The organism is Amycolatopsis azurea DSM 43854, from assembly GCF_001995215.1.
GTDB lineage: Bacteria > Actinomycetota > Actinomycetes > Mycobacteriales > Pseudonocardiaceae > Amycolatopsis > Amycolatopsis azurea.
Map to the genome: position 1 here is coordinate 23,373 of NZ_MUXN01000022.1, position 25,065 is coordinate 48,437.

General features: G+C 70.0%; 22 protein-coding genes. 14 read left to right on the top strand and 8 right to left on the bottom strand.

Annotation, left to right across the window (positions count from 1 at the left end):
* Positions 1 to 9: 9 nt before the first annotated feature.
* The 5 genes from B0293_RS27340 to B0293_RS27360 all read left to right on the top strand — a co-directional run bounded on the left by B0293_RS27340 (position 10) and on the right by B0293_RS27360 (position 3,047).
* Positions 10 to 573 (top strand): helix-turn-helix domain-containing protein, encoded by a 564-nt coding sequence (locus B0293_RS27340; RefSeq protein ID WP_005154568.1) that lies wholly within the window; start codon positions 10 to 12, stop codon positions 571 to 573.
* 10 nt (positions 574 to 583) lie between these two features.
* Positions 584 to 1,396 (top strand): DUF3626 domain-containing protein, encoded by an 813-nt coding sequence (locus tag B0293_RS27345; protein WP_209437265.1) that lies wholly within the window; start codon positions 584 to 586, stop codon positions 1,394 to 1,396.
* Between the two features lie 66 nt (positions 1,397 to 1,462).
* Positions 1,463 to 1,834 carry a hypothetical protein gene (locus B0293_RS27350; protein ID WP_143254651.1) on the top strand — a complete coding sequence of 124 codons (372 nt, stop codon included), beginning with the start codon at positions 1,463 to 1,465 and terminating at the stop codon, positions 1,832 to 1,834.
* 151 nt (positions 1,835 to 1,985) lie between these two features.
* On the top strand, positions 1,986 to 2,618 hold the full coding sequence (locus B0293_RS27355; protein ID WP_005154574.1) for a hypothetical protein: 633 nt from the start codon (positions 1,986 to 1,988) through the stop codon (positions 2,616 to 2,618).
* Between the two features lie 18 nt (positions 2,619 to 2,636).
* On the top strand, positions 2,637 to 3,047 hold the full coding sequence (locus B0293_RS27360) for a secondary thiamine-phosphate synthase enzyme YjbQ (protein ID WP_039916714.1): 411 nt from the start codon (positions 2,637 to 2,639) through the stop codon (positions 3,045 to 3,047).
* On the opposite strand, the gene B0293_RS27365 is transcribed toward B0293_RS27360, so the two are convergent.
* Positions 2,985 to 3,983 carry a YhgE/Pip domain-containing protein gene (locus tag B0293_RS27365; RefSeq protein ID WP_005154576.1) on the bottom strand — a complete coding sequence of 333 codons (999 nt, stop codon included), beginning with the start codon at positions 3,981 to 3,983 and terminating at the stop codon, positions 2,985 to 2,987. The genes B0293_RS27360 and B0293_RS27365 overlap by 63 nt on opposite strands.
* Before the next feature lie 88 nt (positions 3,984 to 4,071).
* On the opposite strand from B0293_RS27365, the gene B0293_RS27370 reads away from it, so the two are divergent.
* From B0293_RS27370 to B0293_RS27385, 4 genes are all read left to right on the top strand, one after another.
* Positions 4,072 to 4,797: an HAD family hydrolase gene (locus B0293_RS27370; RefSeq protein ID WP_039916717.1), complete on the top strand. Its 726-nt coding sequence runs from the start codon at positions 4,072 to 4,074 to the stop codon at positions 4,795 to 4,797.
* A gap of 9 nt (positions 4,798 to 4,806) precedes the next feature.
* On the top strand, positions 4,807 to 5,748 hold the full coding sequence (locus B0293_RS27375; protein ID WP_005154578.1) for a flagellar basal body-associated FliL family protein: 942 nt from the start codon (positions 4,807 to 4,809) through the stop codon (positions 5,746 to 5,748).
* Complete coding sequence (locus B0293_RS27380; protein ID WP_005154579.1) at positions 5,745 to 6,605, top strand: hypothetical protein; 861 nt, start codon at positions 5,745 to 5,747, stop codon at positions 6,603 to 6,605. Before B0293_RS27375 ends, B0293_RS27380 begins: the two co-directional genes overlap by 4 nt.
* Before the next feature lie 70 nt (positions 6,606 to 6,675).
* A complete protein-coding gene (locus B0293_RS27385; RefSeq protein ID WP_005154580.1) occupies positions 6,676 to 8,865 on the top strand; it encodes a bifunctional lysylphosphatidylglycerol flippase/synthetase MprF in 2,190 nt (729 codons plus the stop codon).
* Here B0293_RS27385 and B0293_RS27390 read toward each other — a convergent pair.
* Positions 8,802 to 9,752 (bottom strand): hypothetical protein, encoded by a 951-nt coding sequence (locus tag B0293_RS27390; RefSeq protein ID WP_039916726.1) that lies wholly within the window; start codon positions 9,750 to 9,752, stop codon positions 8,802 to 8,804. The genes B0293_RS27385 and B0293_RS27390 overlap by 64 nt on opposite strands.
* Complete coding sequence (locus B0293_RS27395) at positions 9,752 to 11,500, bottom strand: proline--tRNA ligase (protein WP_005154582.1); 1,749 nt, start codon at positions 11,498 to 11,500, stop codon at positions 9,752 to 9,754. Before B0293_RS27395 ends, B0293_RS27390 begins: the two co-directional genes overlap by 1 nt.
* A gap of 126 nt (positions 11,501 to 11,626) precedes the next feature.
* Here B0293_RS27395 and B0293_RS27400 point away from each other — a divergent pair, with 126 nt between their 5' ends.
* The gene (locus B0293_RS27400) at positions 11,627 to 11,983 is read left to right on the top strand and encodes a VOC family protein (RefSeq protein WP_005154583.1); all 357 of its coding nucleotides are present in this window, start codon (positions 11,627 to 11,629) and stop codon (positions 11,981 to 11,983) included.
* Between the two features lie 28 nt (positions 11,984 to 12,011).
* Positions 12,012 to 12,914: a 2-hydroxyacid dehydrogenase gene (locus tag B0293_RS27405; protein ID WP_005154584.1), complete on the top strand. Its 903-nt coding sequence runs from the start codon at positions 12,012 to 12,014 to the stop codon at positions 12,912 to 12,914.
* 129 nt (positions 12,915 to 13,043) lie between these two features.
* Here the strand turns inward: B0293_RS27405 and B0293_RS27410 are convergent, their stop codons facing one another.
* On the bottom strand, positions 13,044 to 13,979 hold the full coding sequence (locus tag B0293_RS27410; RefSeq protein WP_005154585.1) for a hypothetical protein: 936 nt from the start codon (positions 13,977 to 13,979) through the stop codon (positions 13,044 to 13,046).
* A gap of 73 nt (positions 13,980 to 14,052) precedes the next feature.
* Complete coding sequence (locus B0293_RS27415) at positions 14,053 to 15,021, bottom strand: GNAT family N-acetyltransferase (protein ID WP_005154586.1); 969 nt, start codon at positions 15,019 to 15,021, stop codon at positions 14,053 to 14,055.
* A 59-nt stretch (positions 15,022 to 15,080) separates the two neighbouring features.
* Between B0293_RS27415 and yaaA the strand changes: the two genes are divergently transcribed.
* Positions 15,081 to 15,836, top strand: a complete 756-nt coding sequence (gene yaaA / locus B0293_RS27420) for a peroxide stress protein YaaA (protein ID WP_039916815.1) — start codon at positions 15,081 to 15,083, stop codon at positions 15,834 to 15,836.
* An 87-nt stretch (positions 15,837 to 15,923) separates the two neighbouring features.
* Entirely contained in the window at positions 15,924 to 17,375 is a 1,452-nt protein-coding gene (locus B0293_RS27425; protein ID WP_005154589.1) for a trypsin-like serine protease, read from the top strand.
* 64 nt (positions 17,376 to 17,439) lie between these two features.
* On the opposite strand, the gene B0293_RS27430 is transcribed toward B0293_RS27425, so the two are convergent.
* The 3 genes from B0293_RS27430 to B0293_RS27440 form a co-directional block, all read right to left on the bottom strand.
* A complete protein-coding gene (locus B0293_RS27430; RefSeq protein WP_005154590.1) occupies positions 17,440 to 18,963 on the bottom strand; it encodes a phytoene desaturase family protein in 1,524 nt (507 codons plus the stop codon).
* Positions 18,964 to 19,032: 69 nt separating this feature from the next.
* The gene (locus B0293_RS27435) at positions 19,033 to 20,580 is read right to left on the bottom strand and encodes a S8 family peptidase (RefSeq protein ID WP_005154592.1); all 1,548 of its coding nucleotides are present in this window, start codon (positions 20,578 to 20,580) and stop codon (positions 19,033 to 19,035) included.
* On the bottom strand, positions 20,580 to 21,743 hold the full coding sequence (locus tag B0293_RS27440) for a S8 family peptidase (RefSeq protein ID WP_039916730.1): 1,164 nt from the start codon (positions 21,741 to 21,743) through the stop codon (positions 20,580 to 20,582). The genes B0293_RS27435 and B0293_RS27440 overlap by 1 nt, the downstream gene beginning before the upstream one ends.
* Positions 21,744 to 22,045: 302 nt before the next feature.
* Here B0293_RS27440 and B0293_RS27445 point away from each other — a divergent pair, with 302 nt between their 5' ends.
* Positions 22,046 to 24,871, top strand: coding sequence for an ATP-binding protein (locus B0293_RS27445; protein WP_005154596.1), 2,826 nt, complete (start codon positions 22,046 to 22,048; stop codon positions 24,869 to 24,871).
* The last annotated feature ends 194 nt before the right edge of the window (positions 24,872 to 25,065 follow it).

Consider the following 25,065-nt stretch of genomic DNA (forward strand, 5'->3'; position numbering starts at 1 on the left):
GTGAGCAGCATGTCGGATCCCTTGTCCGCGTCGCTCGCCGCGACGCTCCAGTCCGCGAGACTCGACCAGAACCTCTCGGCCAACGCCCTCGCCGAGTCCTCGGGCGTGTCCAGGGCGATGATCGGCAAGATCGAACGCGGCGAGGCGCAGCCGACGGCGGTCCTGCTCAGCAGGCTTTCCGCCGCGCTCGGGATGACGCTGTCCGAGCTGATCGCGCGCGCCGAACACGGCGACCGGCGGCTCGTGCGCGTGGCCGATCAGCCGACCTGGACCGACCCCGACACCGGCTACGTGCGCCGCGCGGTGTCGCCGTCGCTCGGCGGGCCGCTGGAACTGGTCGAGGTTGTCCTGCCCGCGGGCGCCGAGGTCTCCTTCCCCGCGCACACCTACGCGCTGACCCACCACCAGATCTGGGTGCTCGACGGGCATCTGCGCTTCCGCGAGGGCGACGTCGAGCACGAACTCGACGCGGGCGACTGCCTGCAGCTCGGCACTCCGCAGCAGTGCGCCTACGTCAACCCGACCGGCGAGCCGGTCAGATATTTGGTAGCCCTCGCCCGGCGGCACGCCTGATACTCGGGTCATGTACTCCCGGGCCCTCGCACACGTCGCGGCGAAAGCACGCGGCGGGCACGAGGCCGGGCTGCCGGTGACACTGCACTTCCACCCCGACAGATCCACAGTGGACGGACGCACCGTCCTGACGTCGATGGCCGAGGACGGCTTCTACCGCAACCAGTTCGAAACCGGGACGAGCAACGGCGGGCTGACCGCGCACCCCGGCGGCGCCCGGTGGCGCTGGGAGAGCCGGATGTTCGGCGGTGTCTACGACGACGCGCCACCCGCCGAACGGCCGAAGTACGGCGCCTTGAACTTCCGCCGCCGTCCCACCGGCGGCGCGCCGAGATTCGGCTCGGCCCATTTCCGGATGGCCGCGCACACCGTCGCGCGGACGACGTTCTGCTATCCGGACAGCGTGCTGAATCCGGCGGATTTCGGTTACGGCACCAGGGTTTCCGCACTGATCGCCCTGGCCGAACGCGACGAGAAGGACCTTCTCGACGACTACGTCGAGGCGCACGTCCACGGCCCTGTCGACCTCGCGACGGACGTCGAAGCCCTCGTGCTCGACCCGAGTCACCGCGGAACCGACGTCGAAAAGGCCGCGCTCCGGCTGGACTGCCCGGTCGAATGGCATCCGGGCTTCCGCCTGCCGACCGAAGAACTCGAACGCCATCCCGCGTACCGCGGTCCGGAATTCGTCGAACTCGGCCTGGCGCTGGCCGAAGACGGCCATCTCGATCCGCGCGTCCTCGGCGAAGCGGGTCATCTCGATCCGCAGGCCCTCAAACGCGTCTGGCACTACGTGGCGCGCTTCGGGGCAGCCGGCCTGTAACAACAGGATGCCGTCGCCCGACACCCCCTCAAGGACTCTATCCGTCGTCGAAGGCGGGTGCGGAAAGTGCCGGTCGAAGTATTCGCGCTCCTCGGGGCCTTGGGCGGGTCTCTTCGCGGCCTCGTCGACCTCTACAACCAGATCACGCAATGGCACAACGCCCGGCGTGAGCACCGTGCGGAGAACGCGGCAGGAGTGCCGCCCAAACTCACGAAATACATCGACGTCGTTCCCGAAGCGATCGCCGGTGCGGTGCACATCGCTTTGGGTGCGGCGGCGGGTGCTTTGTTCGGCGGAACGGGACAGGTGGCAGGCGCCTACGCCGCAGTGGTGGTCGGAGCCTCCGCACCCGCGCTCCTGACACAACTGGGGCAATTGCGGCCGATCAAGAACGCGGTGATCGGCCAGGAACCACCTCGAGTGCCCGATGCCTCCTGAAACAGGCCGTCGCCGTATCTGGGTCTCGGTTTGGGGACTCGACAGGGTTTCGAGGAAACCCGCGACCGTCGAGCACAGGAACCGCCACAGCCTCTTCCGGCGAACCGTCGCGGCCGTCTTCGGAATAGGGCTGCCGGAAGGACCCGAGCCGGTGCGGACGGTGTCCTTCGAGAAGGTGCGTTCCGCGGCCAAGAGCCCTCCTCGCCCGCGGACGGTCATCGCGAGTGTTCTGGCCGTCGCCGCTTCCACCGTCACGGTCGTGGTTCTCCAGTCCGCGCCTTCCATGACCGCGGCCGATCGGCCTCACCAGACGACCGCGAGGGTCACCCCGACCGCCGGCCCCCCACCGCCCCTGCCCACCCATCCGGCACGACCTGTTCCCACTCCGACGTCGCGGACGCCGATCACGCTGGATTCGCTGCGGCCGACCTCGGGAGGCTGGAGCGGGACGGGCGAGGCGACCATCGACGGAATCACGTTCGGGCATTCGCTCATGGCCGACACCTGCACGAACCGAGGCGGGATCACCTACCGGCTCGGCGGGCGATACCAAGAGTTCCAGACTTCCCTCGGCATCGACGATCACTCACCTGATCGGCCGGGCTCGCTCATCGTGGTCTTCACGTCCGCCGGGCGCACGCTGTCGACGACTGCCGTCGGTCAGCTCGCACCGGACAGGCTGTTCATCGCGATCCCTCGCGTGGACGACTTCACGATCACCTGGCGCACGCCGACGGGCTCCTGCCCGCGGCTTGCCCTCGGCACCCCTCGGCTCGTCGGGTGACGCACTACCGTGACGGGTATGTACTCCACGGAGATCGAGGTGCGCACCGGCAGCGTGGCCGTGGTGCACGACCTGACCAAGGACGCCGAGACCTTCCTGCGCGACGCGGACGCCGAGGACGGGATCCTGCACGTCTTCGTCCCGCACGCGACGTCCGGGCTGGCGATCCTCGAAACCGGCGCGGGCAGCGACGAAGACCTGCTCACCGCGCTCGACGAGCTTCTCCCCCGCGACGGCCGCTGGCGGCACCAGCACGGCAGTCCCGGTCACGGCCGTGACCACGTCCTGCCCGCGCTGCTGCCGCCGTTCGCGACGATCCCGGTGATCGGCGGGGTGATGACGCTGGGCACCTGGCAGTCGGTCTGCCTAGTGGACACCAACCTGGACAACCCGGTCCGGCGTGTCCGCTTCAGCCTGCTGGAGGGCTGACCGGCCCGGCCACAGCGCGAGCGCGAGCCCCGCCGCGAGCATCCCGGCGAGCACCCACACCCCGGTCGTGACGTCCGGCGCGCCGGGCACGCCCTGCACCAGGCTCCGGAGTCCTTCCGAGGAGAACCGGAACGGCGTCCACGACCACAGCACCGCGCGGTAGGCGGGGTTCAGCAGTTCCGGCACCTGCCCCGCGACGGCGGGCGCGACCAGGTACAGCGGGCCGAGGATCGCCATCGCCCGCACGCCGAGCAGCCGCAGCAGACCGGTCTGCACGGCGGCGAACCCGGTCGAGGCCAGGAACAGGAAGCCGAGGACTTCCCAGCCGAGCGGGAGCGTGGAGTCCCACAGTTTCAGGAATCCGGCCAGGACGCCGGTGACCAGCACGCCCACCGAAACGATCTGCGTGAAGCGCGCGCCGGCGCCCGCGTCCCGGCCGATCCGCTGTCCGGCCAGGATCAGCAAGGCACCCGCGGCCAGGCAGCCGACCCAGGCCAGCGCGCTCAGCGCGAGCGGCGCCGTCCGGCCCGCGACGCTCGCGGGATGCAGCGTCTCGACCTTCGGCGTGCCACCCGTCGCCTGCACCGCGCCGGTCAGGACCTGCTGCGCGATCTGCGTCCCGGACGGGTTCACCGCCCCGGACACCACGACCGTCGACGGAAGTTCGAGGACGCCGTAGACCACCTTGTCCTCCAACAGTTTCCGGCCTTCTCCGGGAGTGGTCACCCGCCAGGAGACCTGACCGCCGCCGTGGGACGCGATCCCGTTCGCGGCCGCCTGGAGCGGTCCCGGCGGCGCGGCCACGGCGAGGGGGAGACCGTCGGGCGCGGCGGTGGCCTGCGCGCCGAAGGTGAGAAAGCCCAGTACGACGGCGACCAGCGCACCGGCCGCCGCGGCGAGCAAAGCGAAGGCCCCGGCGGGGCGACGGTTCGGCATGACCGTCCTCCATTTATTCGTCATCTGTTGAATTAGCTGCCAAGGTAGGCGCCGTCTCCCCAGAAGTCAACAGACGTTGAATTAGGTCATGGGTACCGTCGACCGCGTGACTACTCCGCATCGGCTAGTGCTGTGGGACATCGACCAGACCCTCGTGGACCTGCGCGGCGTCGGCGCCACCTGGTACGCGACCGCGCTCGCCGAGGTCGCGGGCCTCGAACTGCGGGAGCTGCCGAAGTTCGGCGGCCGCACCGAACGCGCCATCAGCGCGGACATCCTGTCCTCGCACGGCGTCGAGCCCACCGACGAGAAGGTGCGCGAACTCTGGCTCGCGCTGATCGCGGTCTCCGAAAGCCACGCCCCGACGCTGTCCACCAGCGGCCGGGCGCTCCCGGGTGCCAAGGACGCGCTGAACTCCTTCGCCGGTCACGGCGGGGTCGTCCAGACGCTGGTCACCGGGAATCTGCCGGAGATCTCCGTGCACAAGCTGACCGCGTTCGACCTGCACGAACACGTGGACTTCGAGATCGGCGGCTACGGCTCGCTCTCCGCGCACCGGCCCGACCTGGTGCCCGCCGCCGTCGGCCAGGCCTCGGCGAAGCACGGCACCGACTTCGCGCCCACGTCGGTCGTCGTCATCGGCGACACCCCGGACGACGTGCGGGCCGCGCTCGACAACGGCGCCGTCGCGGTGGCCGTGGCGACAGGGCAGTTCAGCGCGGAGGAACTGGCCGACGCGGGCGCGCACACCGTGCTCGGCGACCTGTCCGACCTGGCAGCGGTACGCGCGGCCGTGCTGGGGGACGCCAACTAAGCTCGCTCCATGGCATACCCAGGCGGCAACGGCTGGCCGGAGCAGCAACCACAGCAGCCCTATCAGCAGCAACCCCCGCAGCAGGGGTATCCGCCGCAGAACCCGCCTCAGTACGGCCAGTACCCGCAGGATCCCCAGCAGCCGTACGAGGGCTATCAGCAGTTCCCGCAGCAGACGTACCAGGGATTCGCGCCGGAGCCGCCGAAGAAGAGCAAGAAGGGCCTTTGGATCGGCCTCGGCGCGCTCGTCCTGGTCATCGCCGTCGGCGCCACGCTCTTCTTCGTCCTGCGTGACGGCGACGACCCGCAGCCTCAGGCCGGTCCGCCGCCCTCGTCCGCGCCGGTGCCGCCGTCGTCCTCGGCGTCGAAGCCGCCGTCTTCGAGCAGCGGTGCCCCGAAAGACAACAAAGTGCCCTCGACGACGCCCGGCTGGCAGGGGATCCTGTCAGCCAAGGACAAGACCGCCTACGACCTTCCAGCCTCCGGCTGGGAGACCAAGCCGGGCCAAAGCGTCGCCTACAACGAGGGCGAGTTCAAGATGGTCATCCACGAGGTGTCGACGTACAAACTCGGCGCCTGCCCGGATTCCCAGGGCTCGAACCGCGGCGTCGTCGGCTTCGCCACCGCGGGCCAGATCCCGGTCGAGAACGCCGCCAGGGGCGCGGTCCGGCTCTGGATCCAGTCCGCCACCGGCAAAGCGGACGTCCCGATGCCCGACGTCAAGCAGGTCCCGATCGCGAGCGGGGCGATCCAGGCGGTCAGTTCGACCGGGACGTTCAGTCCGCTGGAGACCGAGGAGTGCCGGGCGCCGAGCGTGAAGATCACTTCGGCGGCGTTCAAATCCGGCGATCAGACGATCTGCTTCGTCATGGCCATGGACCAGGGCACACCCGACGCGCTGCCCGAAGAGGACGCGCAAAAGATCCTCGCGAGCTTGAGGCCGCAGCCATGACCGGCCCCGGTGGGCGCTCCGACGAACCGCGAACGTGGTTCGTCGATCCGCTCACCGGGCAGCCGCTCGAAACCGAGGCCGAACAGACGCTGCCGATCCCGGTCGTCCGCGACACCGCCACGCGCCGTCGCCTCCGCCTCAGGCCCACGCTGGGCGTCCTCGGGCTGGTCATCGTCCTGGTGGTCGGCACGACGGCCACCTACCAGGCCAGGACCGCGCCACCGCCGTCCGCGCAGGACCTCGTCCTGCCCGACCCGGTGACGCCCACCAGGATCGAGCCCGTGATCGCGGGCTGGCAGCCCGTGCAGTCCGACGATCACCCGCTCGTCTTCGACGCCCCGCCGGACTGGAATCTCGAAGAGCCGGACGTCGCCATCGGGTACGAGACACCGGCGGGCGAACTGGTCACCCTCCAAGGTGTCGCCCGGTACCACCGCGACTTCTGCCCTGGCTCCGATCTCTCGGCGCGGGCGATGGCGGGGTTCACCACCATCGACGAGGGCGAGGTCGGCGGCACCGCCCAGGCCGCGGAGGAAACGACCCTGCGGTGGGCGGAAGCCGCGTACGGCCCCCTCGGCGAAGGGCAGCCCCCGAAAACCGAAATCGGCAAGGCGGCTCCGGTCACGATGCTCGACGGCGGCGCGACCGCCACCGCCGTGACCACCACCGTCGTCCCCGCCGCGGACGCGCCGTGCCCGGCCCCGTCGGTCGCGATCACCGCGATCGCCCTCCCCCTGCGCGCCCTGCCCGGATCCGGCCGCTACCACGTCCTTCTGGTACTGGCGGACCAGGGGATCCCCGACGCCGTCGCCAGGGACATCGTCCTCAAGATGGGGGCGACCATCCGTCGCGAGTAGCACTCCCCTAAGGGAAAGATGGGTCCCGTGCCGGATGTGTCGGACCTGCTCCCCCGCCTAATTTGAGTCCATGCCAAAAGGGGGAAGCGGGACGGCCGCACCGGGCCGGACGCACAAGATCGCCACGGTGCTGCGGCACCGGCTGCCTTTCACGACCCTGGTCACGCTGACCATGCTCGCGCTCGCCTTGGCCACGGGCGCGCTCTGGTCGGCCGCCGAGGATCGCGCGGTGTACCCGTACATCGCGTACGGGCTGCCGTCGCTCGAATCAGGCCGGTGGTGGACCGTGCTCACCGGACCGCTGTTCGCGGTCGTCCCGCTGTACTACGTGCCGATGGTGCTCAGCTTCGCGCTGTTCGCCGGGTTCGCGGAATGGCGGCTCGGGACCCGCCGGACGATGGCCGTCACCATCGGCGGTCAGTTCGTCAGCGTGCTGGTGGCGGTGCAGTTCCTGGCGCTGAGCCGGAACTCCGGCTGGGAGTGGGCGGAGCGGATCGCGGGCAGCCTCGACGTCGGGTTCTCCGGGGGCGCGCTCGCCGCGGTCGCGGTCGCCAGCGCCACCCTGCGCCCGCCGTGGCGCCTGCGGTTGCGCGCCGGGCTGTGCGTCTACGCCGGGATCGCGATCATCTTCGTCGGCACGCTCGCCGACCTCGTGCACTTCTTCGCCCTCGTGCTGGCCCTGCCGTTCGGGCGCAAGTTCATCGGTTCGAAGGATCCCGGCCGCGAACGGCGGCCGAGCCTGCGCGAGTGGCGGTTCTACGTCATGGCCGGCCTGCTGGTGCTGACGGTCGCCGAACTGGTGATGTCCTTCGTGCCGGGCAACGGTCCCTTCGGTTCGTCCGAGGAACTCTCGCTGTCCACCTGGGAAGTCGTCATCCTGTGCGTGATCGTGGTGCCGATCATGAACGGCCTGCGCAAGGGCAGTCAGGTCGCCTGGTGGTCCGCGATGATCCTGACCTCGTTCGTCATCCTCCAGGTGATGGCCTACGGCGGGGTGCTCGCACTGGCCGAGGTCTTCGGTGACGATGCCGGGCTGATGGATCCGCCACTGTTCTTCGTGGACAACCTCCTGTGGACGGTCGAGTTCGCGATGCTGATCTCCTCCCGGGGCGCCTTCCGGGTGCCGTCGCGCCGGAAGCGCCGCCGTCTCGGCCGGATGGGCAACCCCGCGCTGGCCCGCACGCTGCTCAGCCGGCACGGCGGAAGCACCCTTTCGTGGATGACGACGTGGCCGCAGAACTCGTACTTCGTGGCCGCGGACGGCAAGTCCTACCTCGCCTACCGGCGCCACGCCGGAGTCGCCATCGCCCTCGGCGACCCGATCGCCCCGAACGGCGCCGCCGACCGGACGATCGCCGAATTCATCACGATGTGCGAGAACACCGGTCTCGTGCCGTGCCTGTTCTCCGCCACCGGCGACACCACCGCCAAGACCGACGAACTCGGCTGGAAGCAGGTCCAGGTCGCCGAGGACACCCTGATCGAACTGGAAACGCTGGAGTTCCGCGGCAAGCGCTGGCAGGACGTGCGGACCGCGCTCAACCGCGCGAAGAAGGACGGCATCGAGTTCCGGCTCGTCCGGCTCGCCGACCAGCCGCGCGCGGTGATCTCGCAGGTGCGCGCGATCTCCGAAGAGTGGATCAGCGACAAGGGCATGCCGGAGATGGGCTTCACCCTCGGCGGGGTCGACGAGGCGATGGACCCCGAGACCCGCGTGGGTCTCGCGGTGGACGCCGACGGCGTGGTCCACGGCGTGACGTCGTGGATGCCGGTCTACACCGGCGCGGGTGCCGTCGGCGGCTGGACGCTCGACGTGATGCGCAAGCGCGCCGACGGGTTCCGTCCGTCGATGGAGTTCCTGATCGCGTCGTCGTGCCTGGCCTTCCGCGAAGAAGGCGCGAAGTTCGTCTCGCTGTCCGGTGCCCCGCTGGCGAGCTCCGGCGAACCGGCGCACGCCGTCGAGCGGGTGCTGGACGCGCTCGGCACGATGATGGAGCCGTTCTACGGATTCCGTTCGCTGCACGCGTTCAAGGCGAAGTTCCAGCCGCGGCACGTCCCGCTGTACCTCGCGTTCCGCGACGAGGCCGATCTGCCGCGGATCGGGATCGCGCTCGGCCGGGCCTACCTGCCGAACACCGGGCTGCTTCGGCTGGCGAAGCTCGCTCGGTCGGGCAAGAAGCCCCAGCCCCAAAGAGATCAGCGCAACGTCGAAGGCGGCGGCGTGATGGTCTTGCGGTCGGCCTCCGGGACACCCCGGTAGGTCTTGAGGATCTTCAGGATCTGCTCGCGATCCGCTCCACCCGGCGTGTCCTGGCCCGAATAGACGGCCAGGGCCGCCGAGGCGTCGCCCAGTTGCGGCGCGAGCACGCCGACCAGGGCGCGCCGCTCACCGCACGGCCCCGGCGGGGTGACGACCTCCGCGAGGAGGATGCTCGCGGAGACCTTCTTGCCGGTGCCCAGGGTGAACTCGGCCGTTTGGAGCGGTTCCGGGGTGATCTTGGCCGTGAGCGGGCCGTCCTCCGGGTTGTAGGCGCTGATCGTGAGGTCGTCGAGCGCCTTGCGTGCCGCGGCGGCGGGGTCGGCGACCTTCACGTTCGCCACACCACTGCCGCCGATCCTGCTTCGCTTCTCCTGCGGGCAGTAGCCTTCCCCGACGAAGGCACTGGCGACCATCGTGATGCCCGGGACCTGGGACCCCTTCTCCCAGCCGTGGATCGTGCCGGGTTTCGGCGTCCAGTTCGGCGGGACGTCGTAGGCGTAGACGCCGTCTTTCCCGGCCACCGACTGCCAGCCTTCGGTCACCGGCGGCGCGACGACCTGGGGCGAAGGCGTGTAGACGGTCGGGGTCCGGGGCGTCGGCGCGCTGCTGTCCGACGAGCGGTCGCTGTTGTTCGCGAGCGCGGCGACCGCGATGACGCCCAGCGTGGCGAAGAAGCCGTACATGGCCCTTCGCCCGCTGCGCGACATCGGCTGTTTCGCGGGCTTCTGCGGCTCCGGTTCTGGTTTCGGTTCGGCCGGTTCCGGAGCCGGTTCCGAGGTCGGCGAGTAGCCGGACGAATCCGAGGGCTGATAGCCCCCGAACCCGTCCAGCGCCGCGTTGTCCTCGTAGCCCGGGGAGTCCCCGCGCTTCTTGCCGAACAGGCCCATTACGAGCGGACGAGCTTGACCAGGTGCTCCACGACCGCGTCGACGGCGATCTCCTCGCGGTCACCGGTGCGGCGGTCCTTGACCTCGACGACGCCGTTCGCGAGACCGCGTCCGACGACGAGGATCGTCGGCACGCCGACGAGTTCGGCGTCCGCGAACTTCACGCCCGGGGAGGCCTTGCGGTCGTCGAGGACGACCTCGATCCCGGCGGCGTCCAGTTCGGCGGCGAGCTTCTCCGCGCCGGCGGCGATCGTCTCGTCCTTGCCCGCGATGACCACGTGCACGTCGAACGGCGCGACCTCGCGCGGCCAGACGATGCCGAGGTCGTCGTGGTTCTGCTCGGCGAGCACGCCGACCAGCCGCGAGACACCGACACCGTAGGAACCCATGGTGATGCGGATGGGCTTGGAGTCCGGGCCCAGCGCGTCCAGCGAGAACGCGTCGGCGTACTTGCGACCGAGCTGGAAGATGTGCCCGATCTCGATACCGCGCGCGGCGACCAGGGTGCCCTTGCCGTCGGGCGACGCGTCGCCTTCGCGGACCTCGGCGGCCTCGATCGTGCCGTCACCGGTGAAGTCGCGGCCCGCGACCAGGTCGACCACGTGGTGGTCGCGCTCGTCGGCGCCGGTGACCCAGGCGGTGCCGTCGACGACGCGCGGGTCGAGCAGGTAGCGGACTCCGTTGTCCTTCAACGCCTTCGGGCCGATGTAGCCCTTGACGAGGAACGGGTTCTTGGCGAAGTCGGCCTCTTCGAGCAGCTCGAACTCGGCGGGCTCGAGCGACGCTTCGAGGCGCTTCGTGTCGACCTCGCGGTCGCCGGGGAGGCCGATGGCCAGCAGCTCCCACTCCTTGGCGCCCGGCCGGCGGGTCTTCACCAGGACGTTCTTGAGCGTGTCCGCGGCGGTGAAGGTGCGCCCGAGGTCCGCGTCGTTGAGGAACGCGACCAGCGACTCGATGGTCGGGGTGTCCGGCGTGTGGTGGACCTTCGCCTCGGGCAGGCCCTCGATCGGCTTGGCTTCGGGAGCGGGCGTGGTGACCGCTTCGACGTTGGCCGCGTAACCCGACTCGGTGCTGCGGACGTAGGTGTCTTCACCCGTCTCGGCGACGGCGAGGAACTCTTCGGAGGCCGAGCCGCCCATCGCGCCGGAGGTCGCCTTCACGACGACGTACTCGATGCCGAGGCGGTCGAACAGCTTCGTGTACGCCTGGCGGTGCAGCTCGTACGACTTCGCCAGGCCGTCGTCGTCGAGGTCGAAGGAGTAGGAGTCCTTCATGACGAACTCGCGGCCACGCAGGATCCCCGCGCGGGGACGCGCCTCGTCGCGGTACTTGGTCTGGATTTGGTACAGGACGACGGGGTAGTCCTTGTACGAGTTGTACTCACCCTTCACGGTGAGCGCGAAGAGCTCTTCGTGCGTCGGGCCGAGGAGGTAGTCGGCGCCCTTGCGGTCCTTGAGACGGAACAGGGCGTCGCCGTACTCGGTCCAGCGGCCGGTGGCCTCGTAGGGCTCCTTCGGCAGCAGCGCGGGGAACTGGATCTCCTGCGCGCCGATGGCGTTCATCTCGTCGCGGACGACCTTCTCGATCCGGCGCAGCACCCGCAGGCCCAACGGCAGCCAGGAGTAGCCGCCCGGGGCGACCCGGCGGACGTAGCCGGCGCGTACCAGGAGCCGGTGGCTCGGTACCTCGGCGTCCGCCGGATCCTCGCGCAAGGTGCGAAGGAACAACGACGACATCCTGGTGATCACTTCTGGGCTCCTCGCTGGAATTACGTGCTGAGACGTTCTGCGCAGCGTAGTCACCCCGCCCCGGGACGGTTCAACCGGTTATCGCGGGCGCCCGGTTTTGTCGGTGGGTGCCACTAGCGTGCCGCCATGGGTATCGAACTGGGCATGATCACGATCGACTGCGCGGATCCGCGCGGGCTCGCGGCGTTCTGGACGGAGGCGCTCGGGGTCGAGGTGGATCAGGACTACGAGGGCGAGTTCCTGATCCTGCGCCCCAAGGCGGAGAACACGCCCGTGCTCGCGTTCCAGCGCGTGCCGGAGGAACGGGTCGGCAAGAACCGGGTTCACCTGGACTTCGGCACCGAAGACAGACAGAAGGAGGTGGAACGTTTGCTCGCACTGGGCGCGAAGCGGCTGGACGAGCACGAGATGCCGGGCATCGCCTGGACGGTGCTGGCCGATCCGGTGGGAAACGAGTTCTGCGTCGCGACCCACGGCGGCTGACGCCGGTCACGCTGGTCAGAATGGCGGTATGACGGAGCGAGCCATCCTGCCCTGGTCCGACATCGAGCTGCCCGAGGGGCTGAGCGCGCGGCTTTACGACGGCACGGGTCCGCTGCCGGACGGCGACCTCGATGACGTCGAGGTCTACGTGCTGCCGTACGACGCCGGTTCGGAGCCGACGAAGCTGATCGCCCGGCTTCCGTCGCTGAAGCTCGTACAGGCGCTGTCGGCCGGGGTGGAGAAGCTGGTCCCGCTGGTGCCGGCGGGGGTGAAGCTGGCCAACGGCCGCGGCCTGCACGACCTCAGCGTGGCCGAGCACGCGCTGGCGCTGATCCACGCGTCCCAGCGGGATCTGCCGCGCTGGTTCGCGCAGCAGGCGACGGCGTCGTGGGATCGCGCGCACACGCGCTCGCTGGCGGACAGCCGTGTACTGCTGGTCGGCCACGGCTCGATCGGCCAGGCCATCGAGCGGCAACTGGTCGCGGCCGAAGCGATCGTGACCAGGGTGGCGAGCAAGGCCCGGCCCGCGGAACACGTCCACGGCGTCGGCGAACTGGCGCACCTGCTGCCGTCCGCCGACATCGTGGTCCTGATCCTGCCCGAAACACCCGCGACCATGGGCTTGTTCGGCCCCGCGGAACTCGCCGCGCTGCCGGACGACGCCCTGGTGGTGAACGTCGGGCGGGGCTCCGCGATCGACACCGGGGCGCTCACGAAGGAGACCGCTTCCGGGCGGCTGCGCGCCGCGCTGGACGTCGTCGATCCCGAGCCGTTGCCCGCCGGGCATCCGCTGTGGACCGCGCCGGGCGTGATCATCACGCCGCATATCGCGGGCGGTTCGGCGTCGTTCTACCCGCGCGCGAAGCGGCTGGTCGCCGAGCAGCTGCGTCGCTACACCGCCGGCGAAGAGCCGCTGAACCTCGTCACCTGATCGGGCCAGCCAGCCTGCCGTGCGAGTTGCGAAAGTGGCTTTCGCAACCTTCAACGTTGCGAAAGTGGCTTTCGCATCACCTGCCTGCGCCGCTCTGAGTCGCGAGAGAACTTTGGCGAGCTGGGCGGCTCAGGGCCAGTGGGTCCGGTAGGCGAGCCAGTCGCGCATGGCCGCGGCGAGACGGCGCTGTGCCGCGCGGACCCCGGTCGTCGCGGGTGGTTCCGGCAACCGGGACGCCCGTTCGGCGTGCCCGGCCAAGGCGACACCGAACGCGGTGACCGCCCAGACCGGGACTCCGGTGAGCACGGGGCGGCGCCGCAGCAGGCGATCGACGTCGGCGGGCTCGTGCCCGGCGTCGAGCAGATACGGGACGAGCGCGACCAGATCGAGCCAGCCCGCGCCCCGCGCCGGATAGCGCCAGTTGGTGACGAGCACCCTGCCCGATCCGGTCCGCACCAGGTATTCGGGCTGGATGTCGTTGTGCAGCAACGTGTCCCCGGCCGACCAGGGATGCCAGGACGTCTCCAGCTGGACGAGCCTGTCGAGGTTGCGGACGGCCCAGCCGTCGAGGTCGTCCGGCGGCTCCTTCGCCAGTTCGTGCCAGCCGCGCAGGAGCGGGCCGAGGTCGTCGAGCGCATCCGGGACGTCGGGCAGCGGGCACGGCGTGAGCGTGCGCCCGAGCGCGCCGAACGTGGCCAGGACCGCGGAGAGGTCCGGCGAGCCCGGGCGCAGGTTCGGTCTCGTGCCGTCGAAGTCGGCGAACGCGAGCACCAGCCAGTCACCGTCCACAAAGGACAGCAGCTTCGGCGTGGGGGCCTCCGGGGGCAGCCGACGCGCGATGGCGGCCTCCGTCCGGTAGCCACCCGCACGCGGACTGCCCGCCGGGATCGCCTTCAGGAAGACCCAGCGATGTTCGCGGTCGAGTTCGAGCCTCGCGGCGACACCGCCGTCGAATTCCGGGGTCTGCCACAGCGAACGACGGACCGCCGACCCGAGCTCACGCTCCACGGCGTCACGCGTCGCCGACGGCAGGTCGTGCCAGCCGAGGCGTGCGGAAACCGGCAACGCCCTACCACCCCCAGCGATCTCTCCAAGAAGATCGACTGTACCGAAATACGCCCTTTCGGGTGACAACCGGTCAGGTGGGGATCGGCTTCACGTACCCGGCCCAGCGCTGATGCTCGCTGAACCCGACGCGCTCGTAGACGCCGAGAGCCCGGTGCGTGTTGTCCTGGTCGACGTTGAGCGAGGCGCGCTGGAAACCCGCCGCCTTGGCTTGGACGAGCGTGTGCCCGAGCAGCGCGCCGGCGATGCCGCGTCCGCGAAGGCCGGCGTCGGTGGCGACGTGACTGACATACAGGTCCTTCACACCCGTGGCGGCCGCGTCGGAGGCGAAGAAGGCGCTCAGCACCATCGCGACCACTCTGTCCCGCTCCGGGCTCAGCAGCAGGAACGACAGCTCCGGCTGGAAGTCCTTCCCGCCGACCACGAGATGCCGCCAGGCCTCCGGGGACTGCTCCGTGCTCCCCCAATGGTCGGCGAAGGTCTCGTTGCGGGACCGCAGGGTGAGTTCCTCGTACTTGTCCTCGTAGGTCACCAGCGGGAACTCGCCGGGCAGCGGTTTGGCGGCCGGAACCGTGGCGAGGTCGGCCCGCATGTCGACGAACCACCGGGCGTGCTCGTACCCGGCGTCCACGAGCACCTCGGTGAGCCAGCGCTGTTTGGTGTTGGCCGCGGCGTGCAGTTCCAGCGGTGCGTCCGGATGGGACTTCGCGTGGACTTCCTTGCCCGTCTTCTCGAACCAGGCGGTGAGGTGAGCGGCGATCGCGTCGTCGCGGTACTCGGGGTGGACGAGCGTCTCGACCCGCACCATATGCGCCGGATTCGCCGCGTCACGCCGCCGCAGCACGCCGTAGGCGACCAGCTTGCCGCCGTCCCAGGCGCTGGTGGTCGCCGTCGGCAGGTCGATGTTCGGCGAGCCGATCTCTTCGGCGAGATCCTCCGCGCTGTAGTGCTCCTCGATCGGCTCGACACGCTCCGCCTCGGCGAAGACCTCGGCGAGGCGCGGCATGTCTTCCATGGTCAGCGGACGCCAGATCAGGCTCATGCGGACGAGGCTAAGCCCGCGCCTCGGGGTGACGCACCCCATTTAGTTACGCTTCCGTGGTGCTCGTGCTGCTCCCCCCTTCCGAAACCAAGGCCGCCGGCGGCACCGGCGCGCCGCTGGATCTCGGCGCGCTGTCGTTCCCGGAGCTGAACCCGACCCGGGCGAAACTGGCCGACGCGCTGTCCGAGCTGGCGGCCGACGTCCCGGCCAGTGTCGCCGCGCTCGGCATCACGCCGCGGCAGGCCGACGAGGTCGCCCGCAATGCCGAGCTGTGGACCTCGCCCACGATGCCCGGCCTGCGCCGCTACACGGGGGTGCTCTACGACGCGCTCGACGTGAAGTCCTTCACCAAGGCGACGCTGGCGAAGGCCGAGAAGCGCCTCGCCGTCGCTTCGGCGCTGTTCGGTGTGGTCGCGGCGACCGACCCGATCCCCGCGTACCGGCTCTCCGGCGGGAACGCGCTGCCGTCGCTGGGGACCGTCCGCAGCGTGTGGAAGCCGGTGCTCGAACCGGTACTCCAGGGCATCGAAGGGCTGGTCGTCGACCTGCGCTCCGGAACCTATTCGGCGCTCGCGAAACTCCGGCCGGACGCGGTGACCGTCCGCGTCGTGACCGAGGACGCGAAGGGCAACCGGACCACGGTGAGCCACTTCAACAAGGCCTACAAGGGGCGGCTGGCCGCCGAGCTGGTGAAGTCGCGCAGCGAACCGTCCACTGTGGAACAGCTGCTGCGCGTGCTGTCGAAGGCCGGACTCGATGTCGAACGCACCGGCGACCACAGCGTCGAACTACTCACCGGCGACGGCGTGCATTAGTTCCGTACCCCTACGGGCTTCTTCCTCGGTTGTTCCACCAGGCACGGATGCGGAAAGTGATTTCCAGCCACCTGGAAAGGAACCACCGTGAACAGAAGACAACGGCTGCTGGGGATCGCCACCGCCACCCTCGGCTGCCTCTCGGTCCTCCTGCCTGCCCCCGCGGCCGCCGCGAACCTGCCCGCCGTCACCCCGACGGATCAGGCGGTCGTCCCCAGTGGACCGCACACGAACTCCGTCGGCGGCACACCCGCCTCGGTCAAGGACCACCCGTTCATCATCGCGGGCCTGCGCCAGGGCGGCTCCCGGCCGCAGGGCCAGACGTGCACCGGTTCGGTCGTCGCGCCGCGCAAGATCCTGATCGCCGCCCACTGCAAGGCGGCCGAGGGCGAGAAGAGCTTCCTTTACGGACTGGACGATCTCAACGCCGGAGGCGGAACCCGGGTCGGCGTCGTCAGCTACGACATCCACCCGAAGTACGTCAACTTCGACCAGGGTTACGACGTCGCGGTGGTCACCACGGACGCCGACATCCCGGTCCCGGGCGGCCAGTACGCGAAGGTCGCGACGTCGGCGGACACGGACTTGAACAAGCCGGGCAAGTCCGGGCTGGGACTCGGCTACGGCAAGAAGGACTTCAACGACGACACCCGCAACGTCGAGCTGCACAAGTTCACCCTGCCGATCGTGCAGGGCAGCAACTGCAACGGGGTGGGCGCGGGCTTCAAGGACGCCACGATGATCTGCAGTGGCTACAGCGACGGCCACGTCACCATCCTGCCGGGTGACAGCGGCGGTCCGCTCATCGTGGACGGCAAGGTCGTCGGCGTCGCGTCCTGGAGCCGCAGCGATTTCAAGTGGTACAGCGTGTACGGCCGGCTCAACAACGACATGGGCGACTGGGTCAAGCAGCAGATCGGTGAGCCGCAGAACCCGGAGACCTTCTCGCTCGCGGTGACGCCGTCCTCGCTCAAGGTCGAGCCGGGCAAGTACGGTTCGGCCACGGTGACCAGCAAGCCGGGCAAGAACGGCGCGGAGAAGGTCGAGCTGAGCGCGTCGGGACTCCCGGACGGCGCGAAGGCCACGTTCCAGCCCGCGTCCATCACCTCGGGTGAGTCGGCGAAGGTGAGCATCGAGGTTCCCGCCGGGACGGCCGAAAAGGACTACGCGGTCACGATCTCGGGCAAGGGGACCACCGACACGGCGACCACGAAGCTGACGTTGACCGTCGGCAACGGCGGCCCGCAGCCTGGCGACCTCAAGGTGAGCGTGAGCCCCGGCAGCGGGACCGTCCAGCCCGGGTTCTTCAGCAACGTCACGGTTTCCGCCACCGGCGGGACCGGCACGATCACGCTGTCGGCGTCCGGACAGGGCCTGCCGTTCGCACCGTTCTTCAACCCGAAGACGATCTCCAGCGGCGGCACCTCGACCATGCAGGTGGCCGCACCGTTCCAGCGCGGCACCTACCCGGTGACCGTCACCGCGACGGACTCGGCGGGCAAGACCGCCACCGCCACCTACACCCTCACCGTCCAGTAAGCGGACAAGTCCGTGAAGGCCTCCTTGAGGGACCCTGGGTCTCTCAAGGAGGCCTTCACGGACTTCAGGACCGGGAAAGCACGGCGATGGCGGCGTTGTGGCCGGGGATGCCCGAGACTCCGCCGCCCCGCACGGCTCCGGCACCGCACAGCAGGATCCGGTCGTGTTCCGTTTCGACACCCCACTTGCCCACCTGAGCGGCATCGGCCGCGTAGGGCCACGACAGATCACGATGGAAGATGTGCCCCGCGGGCAATCCCAGCTCGGCTTCGAGGTCCAGCGGTGTCTTCGCCTCGACGCACAACCGGCCGTCGGGTGCGCGCAGCACGCAGTCCTCGACAGGCTCCGCCAGCACACTGTCCAAAGAGGACAAGGTCGCTCGCAACGCCTCGTCGCGCGCGGCGTCGTTGCGTCCCTCGAACAGCCTCGCCGGCATGTGCAGCCCGAACAGGGTCAGGGTCTGCACGCCCGCGGCCTGCTCGGCCGGGCCCAGGATCGACGGGTCGGTCAGCGAATGACAGTAGATCTCGCACGGCGGCAGCGACGGGATCCTGCCCGCGGCGGCCTCGGCATAGGCCGTCGCCAGTTGCCCGTAACCCTCGTTGACGTGGAACGTGCCCCCGAACGCCTCACGCGGATCGACGCCCGAATCGCGCAGCCGCGGCAACCGTGACAGCACCATGTTCACCTTGAGCTGCGCGCCTTCCGGGGATTCCGGCGGCTCCTCCCCCAGCAACCGGGCAAGGGTTCGCGGCGCGACGTTCGACAGGACATGCCCGCCGCGGACGGTGAACTCGTCGTCGCCGAGCCGATAGCGCACCGAGCCGTCCGGATCGAGGGACAGCACCTCGGCACCGGTCACCAGCCGGGCCCCGGCCGTCCACGCGGCCGACGCGAGCGCCCCGGTCACCGCGCCCATCCCGCCCACCGGCACGTCCCAATCACCGGTCTCGTTGCCGATCACGTGGTAGAGCAGGCAAAGGTTCTGCCGGTAGTCGCCGGCGCCGGCGAACGTCCCGATCAGCGCGTCGGTCAGGACGACGCCGCGCACGGTGTCGTCGCCGAACATCCCGGTGATCGTTTCGGCGATCGGCCGTTCGAACAGCGCGTCCCAGGCCTCGGGCTCGATGCCCGAACGCAGTTCTTCCCGGGAGACCAGCGGTTCGGTCAGCGTAGGGAAAGTCCGCTCCGCGACCTGGGACGTCATCGCGTAGAACCGTTGCCACGCCTCGAAGTCCTTTGTGGACCCGGTGAGCGCGGAGAACGACACCGAAGTGCGGCGGTCGTCGCCCGTGTCGACAAGGAGACCGCCGTCGCCGACGGGCGTGTACGACGACATCCGCCGCCGCCGGAGATCGAGTCCGAGCCCTAGATCCGCGAGGATCTTGCGCGGCAGGAGGCTCACCAGGTACGAGTAGCGGGAAAGCCGGACGTCGACTCCGGGGAACGCCCGGAACGACACCGCCGCCCCGCCGACCTCGTCCCGGCGTTCCAGCACCAGCACCGAGCGGCCCGCCCTGGCCAGATAAGCGGCCGCCACCAGGCCGTTGTGCCCGCCACCGACGATCACGGCGTCATACGACTCCATCGAGCCTCCCAGCGAAACGACAATGCGCCGCGGTCATCGTGACCACGGCGCACTGCCCTTCGCAAGGACTCAGAAGGTGATGGAGAAGCCTTCGATCGTCCCGCTGTCGAACCGGTAGACGTCACGGACCCGCAGTTTCCAGGTCCCGTTAGCCGATTCGGACGAGGCGTTCACCGTGTAGGAGGTGTGCACGCCGCTCGCCTCGCCGATCCCTCCCTCCTGCTTGAGGCCGAACACCGCACCGCTCGGCCCGATCAGGTCGATCGCCAGGTCACCGGTGTAGGTGTGCGCGATGTCGACCTTGACCGGCAGCGTCGCCGACGCCTTGCCGTCGCAGCCGTCCTGCGTCACCGAACTGGTCACCGCGTCACCCGCGTCCGGAATGGACACCGGTGTCGTGTTGGACTTGGCCCCGCACTTCGGGGTGGGGCCGCCTCCGCCGATGAACGAGACGTTCAGCAGCTTGTTCACCGTTCCGCTCGGCAGGCCCTTGAGCACGCCGTCCGAGGCGTTGTTCACCAGCGCGTCCCGCGTCTGCTGCGCGGTGGCGCCGGAATTCGCCGCGAGGTACAGCGCCGCGGCACCGGCCACATGCGGCGTGGCCATCGAAGTCCCGCTCATGTTCGCCGAACCACCGTTGGACGTGGACAGCGACGTGATGTTGCTGCCAGGGGCGAAGATGTCCACGCACGAACTGTGATTGGAGAACGAGGACTTGTTGTCGCTCTCGTCCGAGGCGCCGACCGTGATCGCCTCGGGGATACGAGCGGGGCTGACGTTGCAGGCGTTCTGGTTCTCGTTGCCCGCCGCCACCACGTAGACGAAGCCCGCCGCGATGGACTTCTTGATGACGTCGTCGCCGAGGCCGACCTGGTCCATCCGCAGGCTCAGGTTAGCCACCGCCGGTTTGGTGCCGTTCGCGGTCAGCCATTCCGCCGCGTCCACGATGGCGGAGTCGGGACCGTTGCCCGAACAGTCGTTGCCGAGCACCTTCAGGCCGACGAGCTTGACCTTCTTGGCCACGCCGTAGGTCTTGCTGCCGATGGTGCCCGCGGTGTGACTGCCGTGCCCGTTGCAGTCCTTCCCGTTGCCGCCCACGAAGTCCTTGCCGATGGACGCGCGCCCTTCGTACTCCGGGTTCTCCGGGTTGATCCCGGTGTCGAGGTCGTACGCGGTGACGCCCTCGCCCGTGTTCGGGTACGTGAAGCTCTTGTCCCGCGGCAGGTTCTTCTGGTCGATCCGGTCGAGGCCCCAGGTGGGGTTGGTCTGGGTGCCGACGGCACGCGCGGTGCCGTCCTGATAGACCGCCTTGACCGCCGGATCCGCCGCGAGGCGCCGGGCCTGCTGCTCGGACATGCCCTTGACCGAGAAGCCGCGGAGCACGTTCTTGTACGCCGACCGGACTTCGCCGCCGTAGCGGCCGGTCAGCGAAGCCGAGGACTGCTCGACGGCGAGGGTGCCGACGTCGTGGAGCACGACGATGTACTGGTCCCCGTAGTGCTGGTTCGCCTGCACGACAACGCCTTCCGCCTGCGCGGCGACGGCGTTGCCGGCGGCGAGCGCGGCGAGTGCGATGGCCGCCAAGGCCACCACACCGCCGCGCACGCCGCGGCGCATCAGAGACCTGCCACATTCAGCAGTTTGTTGGTCGAGCCGGAACCGGGGCTGGTCACGACGCCGTTGGTGGCGGCGTTGGCCAGACCGGTGGCCACGGCGGCCGGGTTGGCCGTCGGGTGCGAGGTCAGGTAGATCGCGGCCGCGCCGGCGACGTGCGGCGTCGCCATCGAGGTCCCGCTCATCTGCTGGGTACCGCCACCGTTGCGCAGCGAGGTGATGTTGGTGCCGGGCGCGAAGATGTCGGTGCAGCTGCCGTAGTTCGAGAACGTCGACCGGCGGTCGTCGTTCTGCGTGGCGTTGACCGTGATGGCCTCCTTCACGCGGGCAGGGCTGGTGCTGCAGGCGTTCGTGTTGGAATTCCCGGAGGCCACCGTGTTCGTGATGCCCGCCGAGACCGCGCGGCGCACGGCGGTGTCGACGCCGTTGTCGGCCGGGCCACCGAGGCTCATGGTGAGCACCGACGGGCCCTTGGCGTTCTTCACGACCCAGTCGATCCCGCTGATGATCTGCGAGTACTGGCCGCTGCCCTGGCAGTTCAGCACGCGGACCGCGACGATCTTGGCGCCCTTGGCCACGCCGTAGGTGGCGCTGCCGACCGTGCCGGCGACGTGCGTGCCGTGGCCCTGGCAGTCCTTGGCGTCGGCGTCGTTGTCGATGAAGTCGTAGCCACTGGACGCGCGGCCGCCGAATTCGGACTGGCGGTAGTCGACACCGGTGTCGACCACGTAGACCGTCGCCCCGGCCCCGTCGTTCGGGTACGTGTACTTCTTGTCGAGCGGCAGCTTCTGCTGATCGATCCGGTCCAGGCCCCAGGTCGGGTTGTTCTGGGTACCGGTGATGTGCGCGACGGCGTCCTGCTGGACGAAGTCGACGGCCGGGTCGGCGGCGAGCCGCTTGGCCTGCTTCTCGGTCATCTTCACCGAGAAACCGTTCAGCGCGGCGCTGTAGGTCGCCTTCACCTGGCCGCCGTACTTGGCCGCGAGACCGGCGTCGCCGCTCTTCAACGAGACGACGTACCCGTGCGTGACCGCTCCCGGCACACCGGCGCCGAGGATCTGCCCCTCGGCGGCCGTCGCCGATCCGGCGAAGGCCAGCGAAGCCGTGACGCAGGCCCCGGCGAGCACCGCACCCGCGATCCGGTGATGTCGAAGTTCTCCACGCATTTCCTGAGCTCCGTTCACTCGAACAGGTGGTTCGCGCCAGCAGGGATAGGAGCCGACGCCGTGACGAGCAGTCACGTTGGAATCACTGTCGGGTGGCGGCACCTGCGCGAACAAGCGAGGCAACAGTCCGTAGGACTACGTATCTAATGGGAAATTCACCGTCCCTACGAAAGTTGTGTGACGGTCCGAGCGGGTTCCGTGATCACCGAACCCGCGCTTAAGCTGCGTTCACTCGAACGGTGCGGTTCGTGAAGCGGGGGTGACCCGGCATGGTGATAGGTGCACGCAGGACGAGTTCGCCCGTGCTCGTCGGCCGTGAGGCAGAACTACGCGAGCTCCTCGACGGCGCCATGCGCTCGCCGTCGGTGATCATGCTCGAAGGCGAAGCGGGCGTGGGCAAGACCCGGCTCGCCACCGAACTGCTGGCCTGCCCCGAACTGGCCGGACGGCCGGTGCTCTCCGGTAGCTGCCAGCCGCTGCGCGAGCCCTTCCCCTACGGCGTGGTCTTCGACGCGTTGAAGGACGCCCGCCCGGCGCGCGAGCTCAACCCCGTGACCGGCGTGCTCGGCCCCTATCTGCCGGAGCTCGAGGCGTTCCTGCCGCGGCCACCCGCCCGGCTCGGCGATCCCCGCGCCGAACGGCACCGGCTCTTCCGCGCCGTCCGGGAACTGCTCGGCTCGCTGGGCCCGCACATCCTCCTCATCGAAGACCTCCACTGGGCGGACGACGGCTCCCGGCGCCTGCTGCGGTTCCTGATGACCGACCCGCCCACGGGCCTGACCCTCCTGCTCACCTACCGGCGCGAGGAGACGCCCGGCGGAATCCCGCTCGGCAGCGCCTACCGGCCCGCGCCCGGGACCACGCACGTGCCCGTCACCCTCCACCCGCTGGACCGCGACGGCGTCCAGGCTCTGGTGTCGGCTCTACTCGGCGAGGCGAACGTGTCGGCCGAGTTCGCCGCGCGGCTGCACGAGCAGTCCGCGGGGCTCCCGTTCGTGGTCGAGGAGATCGTGCACGCGATCGGCGGCGTCGAGGGCGCGGTGCACGCGGACGGCCCGACCGCGCGGCGCCTGCTGGACACGGTCGAGGTCCCGGCGCTGCTGAGGGAAGCGACCGTCGAACGCCTCATCGCGCTGCCGTCGGCGGCCCGGCGGATCACCGAGGCCGCCGCCGTCCTCGGCACACCGTCCACTTCGGACCTGCTGACCGCGGCGGCCGCGATCGCCCCCGAACGCGCCCGCCGCGCGCTCGTCGTCGCGCTCGAACGCAACGCCCTGGTGGAGACCGGTGAGGGCACGTACGGCTTCCGGCACGCGTTCGCCCAGCAGGCCGTCTACCGGGCCATTCCCGGTCCCGATCGCCAGGAACTGCACCGGCGGGCCGCGCGCCTGCTCCGCGACCGCCTCCCGCAGTCGCTGGTGCGGCTCGCCGAGCACTGCCGCAAGGCGGGCGACCGGGCCGGTGCCCTGAAGTACGGCGAAGCGGCCGCGGATCAGGCGTCGACGGTCGGCGATCTCGCCACCGCGACGGATCTGCTCCGCACCCTGCTCGACGAACCGGGCCTGCAACCGTCCGATGTGGACAGACTGGCGGTCAAGTTCAGTTCGGTGGCGTGCAACGGTCTCGCGCAGGCCGAGGTCGTCCCGGCGCTGGAACGGCTGCTCACCGACGGCAGGCTGTCCGGACGGCTGAGCGGCGAAGTCCGGCTGGGTCTCGGGCTCCTGCTGGTGCGCCAGGCGGGCGGACTGGAAGCGGCGAGGACCGAGATCGAGATCGCCGTCAACGACCTCTCCGACCGGCCCGACCTGGCCGGGCGCGGGATGGGCGTGCTCGCCCAGCCGTGGGTCGGCGCGACGCCGCTGCGGGAGCACCGGCGGTGGATGGACCAGGTGGACGGGCTCATCGCGCGCGCCACCGACCGGCGGCTGAAGATCATCCTGCTGGCCAACAACGCGGCGTCGCGGCTGCACATCGGGGACGCGCGGGGCTGGGACATGCTGGACCGGGCGCCCACCAGCGTCGGTTCGGCCGACGAGCAGCGGCATCTCTCGCGGCTGCACTGCAACGTCGCCGACGCCTGCGCCTGGACGGGGCACCACCGGCGGGCCAGGAGCCTGCTGCGCAGCGGGATGCAGCTGGCCGCCGACTGCGGGGCGCCGTACGTCGTCAGCACCGCCAGTGCGACGGCCGTCCACACCGACTGGCTCACCGGCAACTGGGACGGCCTCGCCGAACGGGCCGACGCGCTGATCGACGACTACCGCGACCTCCTGCCGGTGACCAGCGAACTGTGCCTGGTGCTGGGCCTGCTCGCCGCCGCCCGCGGCGAATGGGACGAGGCCGCGGCCCGGTTCGCCGGCACCGCGGCGGACCAGCCGGAGAACGCGTTCACACCGGTCGTGATCGCCGCGCACGCCGGGATGGCGGGCATGCTGCTCGCGCAGGACCTCGGCGAGGCCGCCGTCACCCAGGCCGAAAAGGGACTGGAGCTCTTGCGCGCCAAGGGCGTCTGGGCCTGGGGCGCGGATCTGCTCATCGCCGCCGTCGACGCGTACTGCGCCACCGGACGGGACGACGAGGCACAGGCGCTGACCGACGAGTTCGAACGCGAGATCGGCGGCCTCGACGCGCCGTCGACGCACGCCGCGCTGGCCGCGAACCGCGGGCTCGTCGCGGCTGCCCGGGGCGATCACGCCGTCGCGATCAAGGCCTTCGAGCAGGCGCGGGCCCGGTTCGAGGCCCTCCCCGCGCCGTATCACGCGGCGCTGATCGCCGAACGGGCCGCGCGCTGCCGCCTGGCCGGGAACGAGGACGTCGCCGAGACGTTCGCCGCGCTCGCCGAAACGTTCGATCACCTCGGCGCCACCCGGGACGCCGCCCGCTGCCGCCACGCCTTCCGGTCCACCGGCGCGGTCGCCCCCTCGCGGCGAGGGCGCCGGGGCTACGGCGACGAGCTGTCCCCGCGCGAGCGCGACGTCGCCCGCCTGCTGGCCGCCGGGCACACCAACCGGGAGATCGCCGAGGTGCTGTTCCTGTCCCGGCGCACGGTGGAACAGCACGTCGCGAGCGTTCTGCGGAAGCTGAAGGTGCGGTCGCGGAGCGAACTGGCGGGGCTGCGGTCGGCTTAGACGCTTGCCGGTCCGTGAAGGCCTCCTTGAGGGACTCTGGGTCCCTCAAGGAGGCCTTCACGGACCGCCGGAATTAAATCGGTTGCGGAGCCCTGAGGGTGTCGGGAATGATCGTCGCGATCCGGCAGGGAGCCGGTGGATGCGACAGGGAGGTGCCTCGTGCTGATGACTGTCCGGGGCGTTGTCCGCCCCCA